General features: G+C 33.1%; 12 protein-coding genes. 4 read left to right on the forward strand and 8 right to left on the reverse strand.

The window, feature by feature from the left end; translation table 11 throughout:
• Positions 1 to 400 precede the first annotated feature (400 nt).
• The gene (locus tag ABXT06_RS12050) at positions 401 to 2,767 is read right to left on the reverse strand and encodes an efflux RND transporter permease subunit (protein WP_354590982.1); all 2,367 of its coding nucleotides are present in this window, start codon (positions 2,765 to 2,767) and stop codon (positions 401 to 403) included.
• Between the two features lie 288 nt (positions 2,768 to 3,055).
• Between ABXT06_RS12050 and ABXT06_RS12055 the strand changes: the two genes are divergently transcribed.
• From ABXT06_RS12055 to ABXT06_RS12065, 3 genes are all read left to right on the forward strand, one after another.
• Positions 3,056 to 3,817, forward strand: coding sequence for a sensor histidine kinase (locus ABXT06_RS12055; protein ID WP_354590983.1), 762 nt, complete (start codon positions 3,056 to 3,058; stop codon positions 3,815 to 3,817).
• Positions 3,780 to 4,499: a LytR/AlgR family response regulator transcription factor gene (locus ABXT06_RS12060; RefSeq protein WP_354590984.1), complete on the forward strand. Its 720-nt coding sequence runs from the start codon at positions 3,780 to 3,782 to the stop codon at positions 4,497 to 4,499. Before ABXT06_RS12055 ends, ABXT06_RS12060 begins: the two co-directional genes overlap by 38 nt.
• Before the next feature lie 113 nt (positions 4,500 to 4,612).
• Complete coding sequence (locus ABXT06_RS12065; RefSeq protein WP_354590985.1) at positions 4,613 to 6,883, forward strand: cation:proton antiporter; 2,271 nt, start codon at positions 4,613 to 4,615, stop codon at positions 6,881 to 6,883.
• Positions 6,884 to 7,099: 216 nt separating this feature from the next.
• On the opposite strand, the gene ABXT06_RS12070 is transcribed toward ABXT06_RS12065, so the two are convergent.
• The 3 genes from ABXT06_RS12070 to pyrH all read right to left on the reverse strand — a co-directional run bounded on the left by ABXT06_RS12070 (position 7,100) and on the right by pyrH (position 11,146).
• Positions 7,100 to 9,595, reverse strand: a complete 2,496-nt coding sequence (locus tag ABXT06_RS12070) for a DUF5686 family protein (protein ID WP_354590986.1) — start codon at positions 9,593 to 9,595, stop codon at positions 7,100 to 7,102.
• A 119-nt stretch (positions 9,596 to 9,714) separates the two neighbouring features.
• Positions 9,715 to 10,278 (reverse strand): ribosome recycling factor, encoded by a 564-nt coding sequence (gene frr, locus ABXT06_RS12075; protein WP_354590987.1) that lies wholly within the window; start codon positions 10,276 to 10,278, stop codon positions 9,715 to 9,717.
• Between the two features lie 160 nt (positions 10,279 to 10,438).
• Positions 10,439 to 11,146 carry a UMP kinase gene (pyrH, locus tag ABXT06_RS12080; RefSeq protein WP_012022665.1) on the reverse strand — a complete coding sequence of 236 codons (708 nt, stop codon included), beginning with the start codon at positions 11,144 to 11,146 and terminating at the stop codon, positions 10,439 to 10,441.
• A gap of 193 nt (positions 11,147 to 11,339) precedes the next feature.
• Between pyrH and ABXT06_RS12085 the strand changes: the two genes are divergently transcribed.
• On the forward strand, positions 11,340 to 11,957 hold the full coding sequence (locus tag ABXT06_RS12085) for a thioredoxin family protein (RefSeq protein WP_111365800.1): 618 nt from the start codon (positions 11,340 to 11,342) through the stop codon (positions 11,955 to 11,957).
• Positions 11,958 to 12,296: 339 nt separating this feature from the next.
• Here ABXT06_RS12085 and truB read toward each other — a convergent pair whose 3' ends face one another.
• The 4 genes from truB to ABXT06_RS12105 form a co-directional block, all read right to left on the reverse strand.
• Positions 12,297 to 12,986, reverse strand: a complete 690-nt coding sequence (gene truB / locus ABXT06_RS12090; RefSeq protein ID WP_354590988.1) for a tRNA pseudouridine(55) synthase TruB — start codon at positions 12,984 to 12,986, stop codon at positions 12,297 to 12,299.
• A complete protein-coding gene (locus ABXT06_RS12095; RefSeq protein WP_354590989.1) occupies positions 12,986 to 13,783 on the reverse strand; it encodes an undecaprenyl-diphosphate phosphatase in 798 nt (265 codons plus the stop codon). Before ABXT06_RS12095 ends, truB begins: the two co-directional genes overlap by 1 nt.
• An 82-nt stretch (positions 13,784 to 13,865) precedes the next feature.
• Entirely contained in the window at positions 13,866 to 14,120 is a 255-nt protein-coding gene (locus tag ABXT06_RS12100) for a DUF3098 domain-containing protein (RefSeq protein WP_354590990.1), read from the reverse strand.
• A gap of 91 nt (positions 14,121 to 14,211) precedes the next feature.
• The gene (locus ABXT06_RS12105) at positions 14,212 to 15,087 is read right to left on the reverse strand and encodes a cell division protein FtsX (RefSeq protein WP_354590991.1); all 876 of its coding nucleotides are present in this window, start codon (positions 15,085 to 15,087) and stop codon (positions 14,212 to 14,214) included.
• Positions 15,088 to 15,173 lie beyond the last annotated feature (86 nt).

A 15,173-nucleotide genomic window follows, 5' to 3' on the forward strand; every position in this document is an offset into this window, starting at 1 on the left:
ACAACTGCAAATATAATCGATAATAATTAATTTTTGAAGCTGTTTCCTGCTCTTCGCTGTATCTTTCTATTTTTAAAGGAAAAATAGAAAGGATGCCGCTTCGATCAGGGCTAGGGCATTTGGTTTCAAAAGAAACACTTTCTTTTACTTTTGTCATTTCGACGAAGGAGAAATCTTCGTAAGAAACTCGACAAAGTTAGGAACTAGTGAGCGGAGCTACTTGCGGAGATTTCTCCTTCGTCGAAATGACAAGATTGTGGCAAATCTTTGTCGAGCTTCGTGTGAGATTCCTCGTTCCTGGAATGACAAACTGTGCGACTATCTTTGTCAAAGTTTTAAACTTTGACAAAGATTTATGTTTTTTAAATTCGTGTCAATTTGTGAAATTCGTGGCAAAATACTATTTCTCCAAACTCTCCAATTCCTCTTTTCTCGTTTTCTTCTTCTCAAAAGTCAAAACCAACGATGGTAAAACCACCAAATTAGCAAACATGGCAAAAACCAAAGTACAAGAAATTAATCCTCCTAACGCGATTGTTCCACTGAAGCTTGATAAAGTAAAAGTGGCAAAACCTAAAATCAAAACGATAGAAGTATAGAATGTGCTTACTCCAGTTTCTCTTAAAGCGCTGAAAACAGATTTTTTTACTTTTCCTTTGTTTTGAGTCAACTCGTCTTTGTATTTCGCCATAAACTGAATCGCATTATCAACCGAGATTCCGAAAGCGATACTGAATACCAAAATCGTCGAAGGTTTTAACGGAATTCCAAAATAACCCATTAATCCCGAAGTGATGCAAAGCGGTAAAATATTCGTAATCAAAGAAGCTGCTACCATTTTGAACGAACGGAATAAATACAGCATTAAGATTGCAATAGTTAAAATCGCAAACAATAATGATTCAATTAAGTTGTGCGCCAAATAAGTTGTTCCTTTCTGGAAAACCAATGCTTTTCCTGTAATTGTAACTTCATAACGGTCTTTCGGGAAAATTTCGTCAATTTTATTTCGAAGTTTTCCTTCTACTTTTGCCATTTCATCTGTTCCAATATCTTTCATGAAAGTGGTGATTCGGGCATATTGTCCAGTCGAATCAACATACGCTTTCATTAAGTTTTCTTTGCTGTTTTTGGTTGCATTTTTAGCATAACCCAAAATAAAAGTCTGTTCTTGAGAAGTTGGCAATTGGTAATATTCAGGGTTTCCGTTATAGAAAGCCTGTTTTGCATATTTAACCAAGTTTACAACTGAAACAGGTTTTGCCAATTCTGGAATTTCAGAAATAGTATTTTGCAATTCATCCATTTTACGAATCGTCGAAGGCTTCATAACACCTTTTTTCTTTTTGGTGTCAATCATAATTTCAAGTGGCATTACACCGTTGAATTCTTTTTCGTAAAATAAAATATCCTTAAAAAAAGAAGCGCTTTTTGGCATTTCTCCAATTAAACTTCCTGAAACTTTCATTTGTCTAACTCCATTCAAACTCACAAGAAACAGAACAGCGTAAATGCAATAAACAATTGTCTTTTTACCTTTAACGATAGTTGTAACTGTGTTTAAAAGTGTCGAAATGTAAGTTTTGTCTAAATGATATAAATGTTTTTCTTTTGGCAATGGCATAAAACTGTAAATAATTGGCACGATAAAAAGTGTCAAAGTATAAACAGAAATCACGTTGATAGAAGTTACCAATCCAAACTCAAAAAGCAGTTCGTTTCCTGTAATCATCAAAGTTGCAAAACCAATTGCAGCCGTTAAGTTGGTCATAAAAGTTGAATGCCCAATTTTTGAAATAACACGCTGTAAAGCCTTTGCCTGATTGTTGTGTATTTTGATTTCCTGCTGATATTTGTTGATCAGGAAAATACAGTTTGTAATTCCGATAACGATAATCAGCGGCGGAATAATTGCTGTTAAAATCGTGATTTTATAACCAAATAAACCAAGTGTTCCAAACGACCAAGTTACACCAACAATTAAAATACAGATTGAAATAAAAGTAGCTCTGAATGAACGGAAGAAGAAAAAGAAAATCAGAGAAACGGTCAATAAAGACGCTCCAATGAAAAGTCCGATTTCGCCTTTCATGTTATCCGCATTAATCGTACGGATGTAAGGCATTCCAGAAACTTTAAGATCGATTCCAGTTGTTTTTTCGAATTTATCGATTTTCGGAACCAAGTCATTTAAGATAAAAGTCTTTCTTTCAGCCGTGTTTACCAAAGCTTTGTTCATGTAAATCGCAGAACGAACGCTTCCGCTTTCTTTGTTAAATAAAAGACCTTCGTAAAAAGGAAGATTGTGAAACAAATCGTACTGGACACTTTTTAAATAATTGGCGTCAAGTGCTTTGCTTTCGTCAATAAATGGTGCTAGAACAAACTTTTGGTTTACAGTATCTTTTTCTAATTTCTTTAAATCATTCAAAGAAATAACCAAATCAACTTCTTTGGCTTTTTTCAAACCGTTCATCAATTCGGTCCAAGCGGCATAATTTTTTGGTGTAAAGAATTTAGGGTCTTTAAAACCAATAACAATTAAGTTTCCTTCTTCACCAAATTTGTCTAGGAATTTTTGGTAATCTTTATTTGCAATATGATCTTTTGGAAGCAAGTTAGCTTCAGTATAAGTCATAGAAAGATTCTTCCACTGATAACCAAAGAAAAGAGTTAAAGCAGAAAGTATAACCAGAATCGTAATTCGGTTTTTAAGTATGATTCGGGCTAATTTTTCCCAAAATCCAACTTGGACAGCGTTTTTCATAAAATCTTTAAAAATGGATGCAAATGTAGTGAAAAGTGCTCGAAATCATAAATATTCCACTCTATTTTACTTAACGTTAACACAAATTTGATAGTGCTGTTTTTGCTATAATTTGTCTTGTTTAATCTGTAAATCGTAAGGTTTTCCCATATTTGCAAACAATTTCGATTTTAAGAAAACTTAGATTAGATAGTTTTCTTAGCGAAAAAGACTCACACAGATTCAACAGATTGAAGCAGATTCAGTAATTTTATTCTTGAATTTGAGTCAAAATATAAAACCACGTAGATGCAACAAAACAATACAACCACTTTTATTTTCTTGGCAATCCTATTGCTTTTAATTGTCATTATTTGTTTTATGGTGTATCAATTAATGCAAACCAAAAAAGCAAAAGAAGATGCAGAAAAAAGTTTTTATGCTTTAGAATCAAAAGTCAATGATTTGCAATTGGAGAATTTAGAATCAAAACTGAATCCGCATTTGTTTAAGAATATTCTAAATTCGATTCAGTCGCATGCGTATCAGACTTATTTTGCCTTGGATAAACTGGCCAATGTTCTGGATTATATTCTTTACGAAAGCAAAAAGAAGTTTGTAACGGCCAAAGAGGAAATCGATTTTGCGTTGAATTTAATCGAAATCAATAAAATTAAAATCAGTCCGCTTTTTGAACTTAAGGTTAAAACCAACATTAATGAGGAAGATAAATTGTACGATCAGCCTTTGTTGGCGCCTTTAATTTCTATTGATTTAATTGAAAATGCTTTTAAACACGCCGATCTTCAAAGTGCAGATGCTTTTATTTCGGTAGTTTTTGAATTTAAAAACAATGCTTTTTTTATGACGGTTTCTAATAAAATCTCCGATAAAAAAGTACTGAAAAAAGAACGAAGCGGTTTTGGCCATGCGACTCTCGAACACCGCCTTCGCATTATTTATAAGAATAATTTCAAACTCGATAAGTTTGTAGAAAATGATGTCTACATTGCTCATCTAAAAATAGATTTACTTGAATACAAAACTGAAATGCTTGCTTCTGGACGATGAGCTTCCGGGATTAACTTATCTTAAAATGCTTTGCGAACAAATTCCAGAATTGGAAATTGTAAAAACATTTAATAATCCGCAAAAACTTTTATCTGATATTCCAGAACTGGATTTTGACCTTTTAATTTCTGATATCGAAATGCCAGGAATGGACGGTCTGCATTTGGCTGAATTGCTAGATCATAAATTGGTCATTTTTTGTACGGCATATAAAGAATATGCTGCTGATGCTTTTAATATTGATGCAGTAGATTATATTACCAAACCTGTAAAATTAGAACGGCTTCAAAAAGCGATTTCGAAAGCGCTTGAACGTTTCGATAAATCAGATAATTCAAAAAAGTTTATTCAGCTTAATACAGACAAAGGAAAAACGCTGCTGTATTTTAATAAAATTCAATACATAAAAACAGCCTTGAGCGATAGCCGAGACAAAACAGTTCTGCTTGCTGACGGAAGTTTCCTGAATTTGAAAAATGTAAAATTCGATACGCTTTTAAATGAATTGCCAGATGCCGATTTCTGTCGAATCAATAAAAAAGAAATTGTAGCTGTAAAGGCTATAAAATTTTTTAACCATAACGAAATTGTGCTTCATCATTTAGAAGAAAATAACAAAAATATAGCTTTAATCTTAAGCGAAACCTATCGTTCTGATTTTTTGAAAAAGGTAAAATTATAACTTATTACAAAGTTTTTCCGACTTGTTACATACATTGAAAATTAGCAGGAAGTTTGCTTTTTCACTTAAAACTCAGTTCTGATATTTGCTGCAATAAATTAAAAGAACGAGTTATGAATAACATTAAGAACTCTTTATTCTATGTAACAATTATTGGTGGTTTTACAGCACTGATATATTGGGTAATTTCAAAAGGCGTCTCATTAGAAGCAGGGCGTCATATTGTAAAGAAAAGTGTCGAAAGTAATCATTGGAAAGACTTTCTGCATTCGATGGTAGATAATTTGCAGCATCCTTTGGCCATTTTATTGGCGCAAATCATTACTATAATTTTAGTGGCACGTTTATTTGGCTGGTTTTTTAGAAAAATCGGACAACCTTCTGTAATTGGCGAAATGATTGCTGGAATTGTTTTAGGGCCATCTTTGGTCGGAATGTATTTTCCGGAGTTTTCAGTCGCTTTATTTCCAAAAGAATCTTTAGGGAATCTACAGTTTTTAAGCCAAATCGGTTTAATCCTTTTCATGTTTGTTATCGGAATGGAATTGGATCTGAAAGTTTTGAAAAATAAAGCGCACGATGCAGTTGTCATCAGTCACGCTAGTATTGTTATTCCGTTTGCTTTAGGATTGTCATTGGCCTATTTTATATATGAAACTTTTGCACCTCAAGGAGTCGAATTTTCTTCTTTCGGATTGTTTATGGGTATCGCGATGAGTATTACGGCTTTTCCTGTTTTGGCTAGAATTGTCCAAGAACGCGGCATGCAGAAAACCAAATTAGGAACCATTGCAATCACTTGTGCAGCTGCAGATGATATTACAGCTTGGTGTATTTTGGCAGTTGTTATTGCAATTGTAAAAGCAGGTTCGCTTTCAAGTTCATTATATGTAATCGGAATGGCGATTTTATATGTGATCATCATGCTAAAAATTGTTCGTCCGTTCTTAAAAAGAGTAGGAGATTTAAATGCAACGCGTGAAAGTTTAAATAAACCAGTTGTTGCTATTTTCTTTATTACGCTTTTAATTTCTGCTTATGCTTCAGAATTAATCGGAATTCACGCTTTGTTTGGAGCTTTCTTGGCTGGAGCAATTATGCCAGAAAACAATAAATTCAGAAACATATTTATTGAAAAAGTAGAAGACGTTTCGATCATTGTTTTATTGCCTTTGTTCTTCGTTTTTACAGGGTTACGTACACAAATCGGGTTATTGAACGATCCTGAATTATGGAAAATCACAGGTTTGATTATTTTGGTTGCTGTAGTTGGTAAATTCTTCGGAAGTGCTTTGGCAGCAAAATTTATGGGACAGAATTGGAAAGACAGTTTAGCAATTGGAGCCTTAATGAATACAAGAGGTTTAATGGAACTTGTGGTTTTAAATATTGGTTACGATCTCGGCGTATTATCTACAGAAATTTTTACCATGATGGTAATTATGGCGTTGCTGACTACTTTTATGACCGGTCCAGCATTAGATCTTATTGGATTTATTTTTAAAGATAAAATTACAGCCGTTCCAGAAGAAATCGGAACTAAGAGTAAATATAAAATACTGCTTTCATTTGCTACTCCAGAAAGAGGTAAAAAATTACTTCAGATTGCTAATAGTTTAGTTAAAAAACAAGGAGATAATTCTGTTGTAGCAGCGATGCATGTGTCTCTGAGTACTGAAGTGCATTCTTTTGATGTTAAAGAGCACGAACGTAAAATGCTGGTTCCGATTATTGAAGAGTCAAATCGTTTGAATCAGAATGTGGTGAGTTTGTTTAAAGTTTCTAATGATATTGATTCAGATATTATTGATACGGCAAATCAAGGCGAATATGATTTATTGCTGGTTGGTTTAGGACAATCTATTTTTGATGGGACTCTACTCGGTAAAATACTTGGTTTTACTACTCGAATTGTAAATCCGGATCGTTTGATTGATAAGTTTACAGGAAAAGAAGGACTGTTTGAGAATTCTCCTTTTGATGAAAGAACGCGCCATATTATTGCAAAGTCTAAAATGCCAGTCGGAATTTTTATTGATAAAGATTTGGAAGAAGTCAATCAGGTTTTGATGCCTGTTTTTAGTAAAGAAGATGCTTTTTTAATTGAGTATGCTAAAAAACTAATCAATAATAATGGTTCACAGATTACAGTTTTAGACGCTGGTGGAGAAGTGAAAAATACAAGAGAAATTCAAGAAACCATTCGTTCTATTGAGCAGATTGCCCCAAATCATATCATGGTTATGAATGACAGAACCTTGAAGAAAGAATTTTTAGAAAGCCAAGATTTGATGATCATCAGTCTGGAAAGCTGGAAGAAACTAATAGAATCTCAAAGTATTTGGCTGAATAATTCTCCATCAGTTTTGATTCTTAAACCATAAAAATTGAAATTCTAAAATTTTAAAATCCCAAATTCCAATTGATTGTTGGAGTTTGGGATTTTTTATTTCGTTTCAATATTCGTAGAGACGCACTTTAGTGCGTCTACCCCATGATGATATTCGTTGCGTAGACGCACTGCGGTGCGTCTCTACAGATATACGTTGTGTTAATTTTGCGCTAAAAGTAGAATTTGGAATTTTAAAATTGGAATTTAACTATAGTCCCAAATCAAGAACATAAGAAATCTTAACCGCAATATTATCCTCAAACCTCATTAACTGATTTGGTCCGTAACGATAGAATCCACCTAAGCCAAAACCTTTAAAGATTCTGTTCAATTCTAATCCCGATTCAAAATAACCTTTGTCAAGAGTTTTATATTCTGGACCAACATGCTGTTCTGGATTTTCCATACTTCCCCAAGCCATTCTGGTAACTAAAACCAATGATGGTCTCACTTTTTTGAAAAGCGTAAGTCGGTCGAAACCATGTTTAATTTGAAACATCAGATATTGACTAGAGAAAAATTCGTTAAAAAACATTGTTTCAAAAGAATTTCTTCCTGCAAAAGTAATACGCTGGGCAACCGTTTCTTTAGTTAAGTTGTTCGGAGCAGTGTTGTACAAATGCGTAATAGGAACATCTCCCATTGCTAAACCTCCCTGTAAAAGTAGACTTGTTTTTTGACGGTTTAAATATTGCTTTTCGTATTCAGCTTTAAAATCTATTTTGCTGAAAGTAAAATCGTTTTCAAAAACATTCGGCAGAGATTGTGTGTATTGAAAAGTAAATCTCGGAAACTTTTTATCACTTTCATTCCTTCCTGTCGGAGTCTGCATATAATTGCTGAAAGGCGCCCAAACAATAGAAAGCATTGCTGTAGTCATAATATAATTAGAGTACAGTTTTCCGTTTAGATTAAATAGATAATCGAATTTTGGTTCGATATAATTTCTCGAAAGTTCTAAAACAGCTTCGGTTTTCGGAATAAATTTGGTTTGGACATTAGCACGCCATCCCACGTATTCATAAAAAGTGCTAATGTTGATAGGACGTGGATCGTAAATTTTAAAAACACGTTTATCAACGCTAAAAACAGTACTTGCTATTTCTCGTACATCATCGGCATAGTAGCCATTAAACCAAGTATTGGTATGTTTATCTAACAAAACGCCGCCACCGACGCTATATTTAAAAACACCATCTTTCGTTCCATAAGCGCCATAGCCTTCAAGACGGAAATATTTAGACAAACGGTCATTTGTAATACCGCCTACACCAAGACGAAAACCTTCATAATTGTTGTAGCTGATAATTTTTTTTAAATCCAAATCGATAGGGCCAATTGGATAAAAACCATTAATGATTTTTCGACCAATTCCTAAACGTTTTTCAATTCTATTTCTAACAGAAAGACTGTCGAGTAATAAATAGGTTTTCTGGCTTTTTAAATCGAGATTTTCTTTGCGGTAAGCTTCCCAGAAACTTTCAGGTTTTTTGGCCGCATCATCGTTAATTTCGATGTAAAGCGAAGGGTTTTTTATTGGAGTCCCGGTGTTAACGCGAATATCAAAACTATTACTTTCTGAAAGGAGATAAGTAAAATCGGAGGCTACTTTTTTCCGTGTTTCAAAATTCTCTTCTACATCTCCGTCAAACTGAATAGTGCCGCCTAAAATTCGAATGTCGTCATCATTTTTTCCTTTTACGATTTTAAAAGTGGTATTGCTCTGAAACCAGATTTTCTCTTTCGGAATATATTCAAATTCATGAATGCCACTAATATCCAAAACGCCTTTAATTCGCATTACTGCTTTTGCGACAGCATAATTTTCTTTATCAATATACAAAACACCTTCAAGTCCAGAAGTTCTGTGCTTTGATTTGTTTTTGAAATAAATCATGTACGTGTCACGACCTCGGATACTAACGGTATCTAACAGTTTGTAATTGTAGTTTGAAGGAGCATTTTTCGAAATCGGATTTTCGTATTTAGTTTCGAATAATTCATATTTAGGATCGTAAATAGAAATAGATTGAAGGTTGAAAGCAAGGACTTCATAAATGGGCTGTTTAAAACCAGCAATTTTTGTTCCTAAAACGGTTTCTTTCAGTTTGTTATTTCCGAACTGATATTGCGAAACTTTCTCCGTCTGAAATAAGTGCTGCTTGCTTACAATCTCTTTAAACTTATAATCGGAAGAATCAATGTTAATGATTTTTTTGTTTAGATCTTTATATGCGGCTGTAGTATCAATACGCCCATCGATCGAATCTGGATTAGCTGTTACAATAAGTTTGTTATAGGTTTTATATTCAAAATTATTGAGTTTTTTCTGAGGATCGTTTGTTGATTTATTGGCGATAACTTTTTTTATTATCGTTAGAGCAGGATTTTCATTAGAAACTACAACTTCTTTTAAATCATCTGTTTTCTGTAAAAGTGAAATCGAATAAAAGGTTTTGCTGTTGATCAAGGCGATAGTTTTGGACTGAAAACCGATATAAGAAACCGTAAGAGATGTCGCAGAGGAACTGATTTTAAAAATAAATTTTCCATCAACATCTGTAATCGTGTTATTGTTTTCTGAAGTGGTAATGGTGGCAAACGCAAGCGGTTTGCTGTTTGAATCGGTTACGATTCCGTTTATTTGAATTTGCGCTTGAAGAGTAAGCGTGAAAAACAAAGTCAAAAAACAAAATAGCTTCATACAGAATGATATAGTTTCAAAAACGAAAAGAAATTAAATTTCGTATGCAAAAATAGCAATAAAAAAATCCGTCTGGTACAATAAACCAGACGGATTTTTATTTTATAATCAAATCTTACTTAGACTTTCATGATTTCAGCTTCTTTTGCAGCCAATAACTCATCAATTTTTTTAATGTAAGCGTTTGTTAAGTTTTGAACTTCTTCTTCTGCAGATTTACAGATATCTTCTGAAGTTCCTTCTTTTTCTAATTTTTTGATATCAGTATTAGCATCTTTACGAGAGTTACGAATACCAATTTTAGCATCTTCAGCTTCAGATTTTGCTTGTTTAGCCAAATCACGACGACGTTCCTCTGTTAGAGGCGGTACACTGATGATAATAACGTCTCCGTTATTCATTGGGTTAAAACCAATGTTAGCGATTAAGATTGCCTTTTCAATAGCAGAAAGCATATTTTTTTCAAATGGCTGTAATGTAATTGTTCTAGCATCTGGAACGCTAATTTTAGATACTTGAGAAAGCGGTGTTGCAGATCCGTAATAATCTACAAAAACACCTCCAAGCATAGCTGGAGAAGCTTTTCCTGCACGAATATTAAGAAATTCTTTCTCTAAGTGTGCAATAGTACCATTCATTGATTCCTCAGTACTTTCTAAAATAAAGTCTATTTCTTCAGTCATTTTGTTTAGATTTTTAGTCCCGATAGCTATCGGGATAGAAGATTATATTCTCAGACTCTAAAATTGTATCTTCTAAATTACTAACTAATATTATTTGTTTTTTGATTGCCAGAGGTTGTCACGAATTTAGAAAATCTAAAATTCTAACAATCTAAGCAGTCTAGATATTTACTACAGTTCCGATATTTTCGCCTTCGCAGATTTTCAAAAGGTTTCCAATTTTATTCATATCAAAAACAACGATTGGCAATTTGTTTTCCTGGCTTAATGTAAATGCAGTAGTGTCCATTACATTCAATCCTTTTTTAAGAACATCATCAAAAGAAATGAAGTCAAATTTTACAGCCGAAGCATTTTTTTCTGGATCAGAATCGTAAACACCATCAACACGAGTTCCTTTTAAAATTACATCAGCATTGATTTCGATACCTCTTAAAACTGCAGCAGTATCAGTTGTAAAATAAGGATTTCCAGTTCCAGCTCCAAAAATTACAATTCTGCCTTTTTCTAGGTGACGGTCAGCTCTTCTTTTAATATATGGTTCTGCAATAGATTCCATTTTTAAAGCTGTCTGCAGACGCGTTTTCATTCCTTTATCTTCAAGAGCGCCTTGCAAAGCCATTCCGTTAATAACAGTTGCAAGCATTCCCATATAGTCTCCTTGCACTCTGTCCATTCCTGCGCTTGCTCCGGCAACGCCTCTAAAAATATTTCCTCCTCCAATAACAATAGCAATTTCTACTCCTTTGTCGTGAATCTGCTTGATTTCATCTGCATATTCGCCTAATCTCTTCGGGTCAATACCGTATTGTAAATCACCCATTAGGGCTTCGCCGCTAAGTTTAAGAAGAATTCTTTTATATTTCATGTGTGTGTTGCGTTAATTTGTGCAAATATAGACATATTCTGATTTTTAAAAATAATGTTTGCAAAAAATTAATTCGCGCTGCAATTTTAACTATACAAAGGCTTCACAGTTATTTAATTTGAAATGTGACAAATGTCATTTTCTCCATCTTCCTAAAATTTGTATTTTTATTGTATCCTAAAAATAAAAAAATATGAAAAGCATCGTAGCCAAAGCATTATTCAATAGTCATTCTTATGCTGAATACAGAAAAATAGTAACCGATTTATTGACAGAAGGAAAATCGACAGGGAATGAACAATCTGAAAGTCTTACCAATTATTCTAAATTGAATGAAGCTAGAATGAATAGGCTTGAAAAAACGATAACTATTTCAGATTCTGTTGCCGAGAAACTTCAAAACTTGGATAATCATTATATCTGGCTAGTACTTTCTGAAGGCTGGTGTGGAGACGCGGCGCAGATACTTCCAATTTTAAATAAAATGGCTTTGGCTTCTCATAAAAAGATCGATTTGAGAATTGCATTTCGCGATGAAAATGATGATTTAATGAGTCATTATCTGACTAACGGAGGAAGAGCAATTCCAAAAATAATCGTGATTTGCAAAGAAGCCGGAATTGTGCGTGCCGATTGGGGACCAAGACCTAAAGGAGCAACCGAATTAATGGAAAAACATAAAAGAGAAGTTGGTGCTATCGACGAAAAAATAAAAACCGATCTGCAGTTATGGTATCTGGCAGATAAAGGAATTTCGGTTCAGGAAGAACTGGTTGAGATTATGGAAAATATTAAGTATAATCGCCTTTAATCGGATTAATGTGTTGATAAACAGATTATTTGTTAATAAAATTATCTTAAAGTCTTTTTGACTTCAATAGAATTTCGTAACTTAGTAAAACTAATCCCACGTCTATTATAGCTTTCAGATTTACTCTTTTTATTGGTGTTTTATTTAATGTTAAACAATTAAAAAGTACACTATTATGAAAAAGTTATTCGAAAGATTTTATGATTTCTTTTCTACATTTTTATTTGGAGGGAAAAATGTGCCTCACTATTAAACTGAGATAAGTATGAAATAACTTTACTTATTTTTAGGAGCTTGGCACATTACTTTCAAATACGTAATGTGCTTTTTGTTTTTTAATTACTTAAAGCTTTCTTCAAATAAAGTAATATCGATAGCATTTTTTACATCGTAATCGCCAATTTTGGTTCGGCGTAAAACGGTTAAATGAGAACCAGAATTCATTGCTTTTCCAAAATCAAAAGCAAGAGAACGAATATAAGTTCCTTTAGAGCAAACTACTCTAAAATCAACTTCTGGCAATGCAATTCTAGTAATTTCAAATTCGTGAATAGTAGTTTTTCTGCTTTCAATTTCGATAGATTCTCCAGCACGCGCATGCTCGTACAAACGAACTCCGTCTTTTTTGATGGCAGAAAAGATAGGTGGTTTTTGATCAATTTCTCCTAAGAACTGTTTTACAGTTTCATAAATTAAAGTTTCATCGATATGATCTGTTGGAAAGGTTTGATCGATTTCTGTTTCCAAATCATAAGATGGAGTAGTGGCTCCGATATAAAAAGTTCCGGTATATTCTTTTGCCTGACCTTGAAGTTCGGCTATTCTTTTAGTGAATTTTCCAGTGCAGATTAATAAAAGCCCAGTTGCTAAAGGATCTAAAGTTCCAGCATGGCCAATTTTGAACTTTTTAGGAAGTCCAACTTTATTAATTAAAAGGTATTTTAATTTATTGACAGCTTGAAACGAACTCCATTTTAAAGGTTTGTCAATCAATAAAACTTGTCCGTTTAAATATTCTTCAGGTGTCATTATATAATCGTAAGCGGGTGAATGAAAAAGTGAATCAACAATAAAATGATTCCAGCAATAATTCGGTAATAACCAAAAACTTTAAACCCGTTTTTAGTCAAGAATCCGATAAAAGTTTTGATTGCTAATAATGCTACTGCAAAAGCAACAATATTTCCAATAACAAGCATGTTAACTTGGTCGTGAGATAATTCAAAACCAGCCTTGTAATAATCATAACATTTTTTTGCAGTAGCCCCCAACATAGTTGGAACAGCTAAGAAAAATGAAAATTCGGCAGCAGAAGTTCTAGTTAACTTTTGCGCCATACCTCCAACGATACTTGCTCCACTTCTAGAAACTCCAGGGATCATGGCCAAACATTGAAATAATCCAATTTTAAAAGCCTTTGCATAAGTAATCTCAGTTGAAACTTCTGGATCGTTTGGTTTGTTGAACCATTCGTCTACTTTTAATAAAATAAGACCTCCAAGTAAAAGCGAAATTGCAACTGTAACAGGATTTTCTAGTAAGCCATCAATAAAATCGCTTAATAATAATCCTAAAACCACGGCAGGAATAAAAGCAACTAAAAGTTTAAAGTAAAAGTCAAAAGTTTGAAAGAAACGTTTGAAGTATAAAATCACTACAGAAAGAATTGCACCAAGCTGAATTACAATAGTAAAAAGTTTAGTGAAATCGTCATGAGCGATTCCGAAAAAAGAAGACGCGATAATCATGTGCCCTGTAGAAGAAACAGGCAAGAATTCTGTGATTCCTTCAATAATAGCAAGAACAATAGCTTGTAATGTATTCATTTAGAATTTTAGATTTTAGATTTCAGATTTTATATTGCCCTTCGACTTCGCTCAGGGTGACAAAAAAAATCTATAAATCTATTTATTTAGATTTTTTGAAAATAGAATAAATCGTGATTCCGAAACCGATTAAAACCGTTGTTGGAGCTAAACGAATACGTCTAAAACTGAAAATTTCTTCGTTAAAAACATTAGGATCTTTACTTCCTCCGCCAGACATTAAAATAAATCCTAAGGCAATTACAGCAATACCAATTAAAAGGATTTTATAATTGATGCTGTCAAAAAGGAATTCCTGTTTTTGAACTTGTTGTTCTTCTTTATTGTTGTTTTTCATTTTTATTTATTTGTCAGCCCGAGCAAAGTCGAAGGCATTTTTTTTTAAATCTAAAATCTGCAATCTAAAATCTGCAATCTAAAATCTACAATTAGTAAAGATCGTCAGTTCTTAAGTTAAGGAAACGCTGAGTAGCAAAATGCGTACTTACCCAAGTAATTAGAACTCCTAATCCGAAAACAGCAACTAAAACTAAACCAGTTAAAGCCTTGTCTTCTAGAATTCCTAAACCAGGGAAATTAGTGTCTACATATAATAATAGTGCGATTAAAGCAATGATGGCTAAACCAGCACCAAGCATTCCAAGTTTTACACTTCGCATTACAAATGGTTTACGGATAAACGCTTTTGTAGCTCCAACCATCTGCATCGTTTTAATAATAAAACGATTTGAATGTATAGATAAACGCAATGAACTATTGATTAATAAAACTGCAATTACAGTCAAGAAACCACTAATAATCAAAATCCACATACTTACTTTTCTGATGTTATCATTTACAAGATTTACCAATTGTTTATCGTAAACAATATCTGAAATCATAGCATTTTTGCGGAAGTTGCTTTCAATCTTAACGATGCTGTCTCTTTCTACATAATCTGCTTTTAAGTGAATGTCGTATGAATTCAATAATGGATTTTCTCCCAAAAAGGTTAAAAAGTCTTCTCCGATAATATCAGTATGTTCTTTTGCCGCTTTTTCTTTTGAAACATAAACATGAGAAAGTGCAAAAGGAGCTCTTTTTAATTCGGTGTCAAATGCTTTGATAATACTGTCGTTTGCTTCATTTTTGAAGAAAACCGTCATGGCAATTTTTTCTTTAAAATCGTCTGCCAGCTGTTTAGAATTAATAATGAATAATCCTAGTACTCCCAAAAGGAATAAAACCAAGAATACACTTAATACTACTGAAAAATAAGAGGAAATTAACCTGCGTTTTTGAAATTTATCAAAGTTAGAACTCATAGTCTGCTTAAATTATGTGGTAAAAATAATAAAGAATTTCTTTATTTAAAGTTAATAACAAACTTTTATACTTAAAAGTACGATTT

Origin of the sequence: Flavobacterium sp. UW10123, from assembly GCF_040538975.1 — a bacterium.
GTDB lineage: Bacteria > Bacteroidota > Bacteroidia > Flavobacteriales > Flavobacteriaceae > Flavobacterium.

Bases quoted from the DNA above. Each gene is read 5' to 3' on its own strand.
- ABXT06_RS12085 (WP_111365800.1), top strand. From the start codon at position 11,340: ATGAAAAGCATCGTAGCCAAAGCATTATTCAATAGTCATTCTTATGCT.
- ABXT06_RS12065 (WP_354590985.1), top strand. From the start codon at position 4,613: ATGAATAACATTAAGAACTCTTTATTCTATGTAACAATTATTGGTGGT.
- ABXT06_RS12100 (WP_354590990.1), bottom strand. From the start codon at position 14,120: ATGAAAAACAACAATAAAGAAGAACAACAAGTTCAAAAACAGGAATTC.
- pyrH (WP_012022665.1), bottom strand. From the start codon at position 11,146: ATGAAATATAAAAGAATTCTTCTTAAACTTAGCGGCGAAGCCCTAATG.
- truB (WP_354590988.1), bottom strand. From the start codon at position 12,986: ATGACACCTGAAGAATATTTAAACGGACAAGTTTTATTGATTGACAAA.
- ABXT06_RS12105 (WP_354590991.1), bottom strand. From the start codon at position 15,087: ATGAGTTCTAACTTTGATAAATTTCAAAAACGCAGGTTAATTTCCTCT.
- ABXT06_RS12050 (WP_354590982.1), bottom strand. From the start codon at position 2,767: ATGAAAAACGCTGTCCAAGTTGGATTTTGGGAAAAATTAGCCCGAATC.
- ABXT06_RS12055 (WP_354590983.1), top strand. From the start codon at position 3,056: ATGCAACAAAACAATACAACCACTTTTATTTTCTTGGCAATCCTATTG.
- ABXT06_RS12070 (WP_354590986.1), bottom strand. From the start codon at position 9,595: ATGAAGCTATTTTGTTTTTTGACTTTGTTTTTCACGCTTACTCTTCAA.
- ABXT06_RS12095 (WP_354590989.1), bottom strand. From the start codon at position 13,783: ATGAATACATTACAAGCTATTGTTCTTGCTATTATTGAAGGAATCACA.
- frr (WP_354590987.1), bottom strand. From the start codon at position 10,278: ATGACTGAAGAAATAGACTTTATTTTAGAAAGTACTGAGGAATCAATG.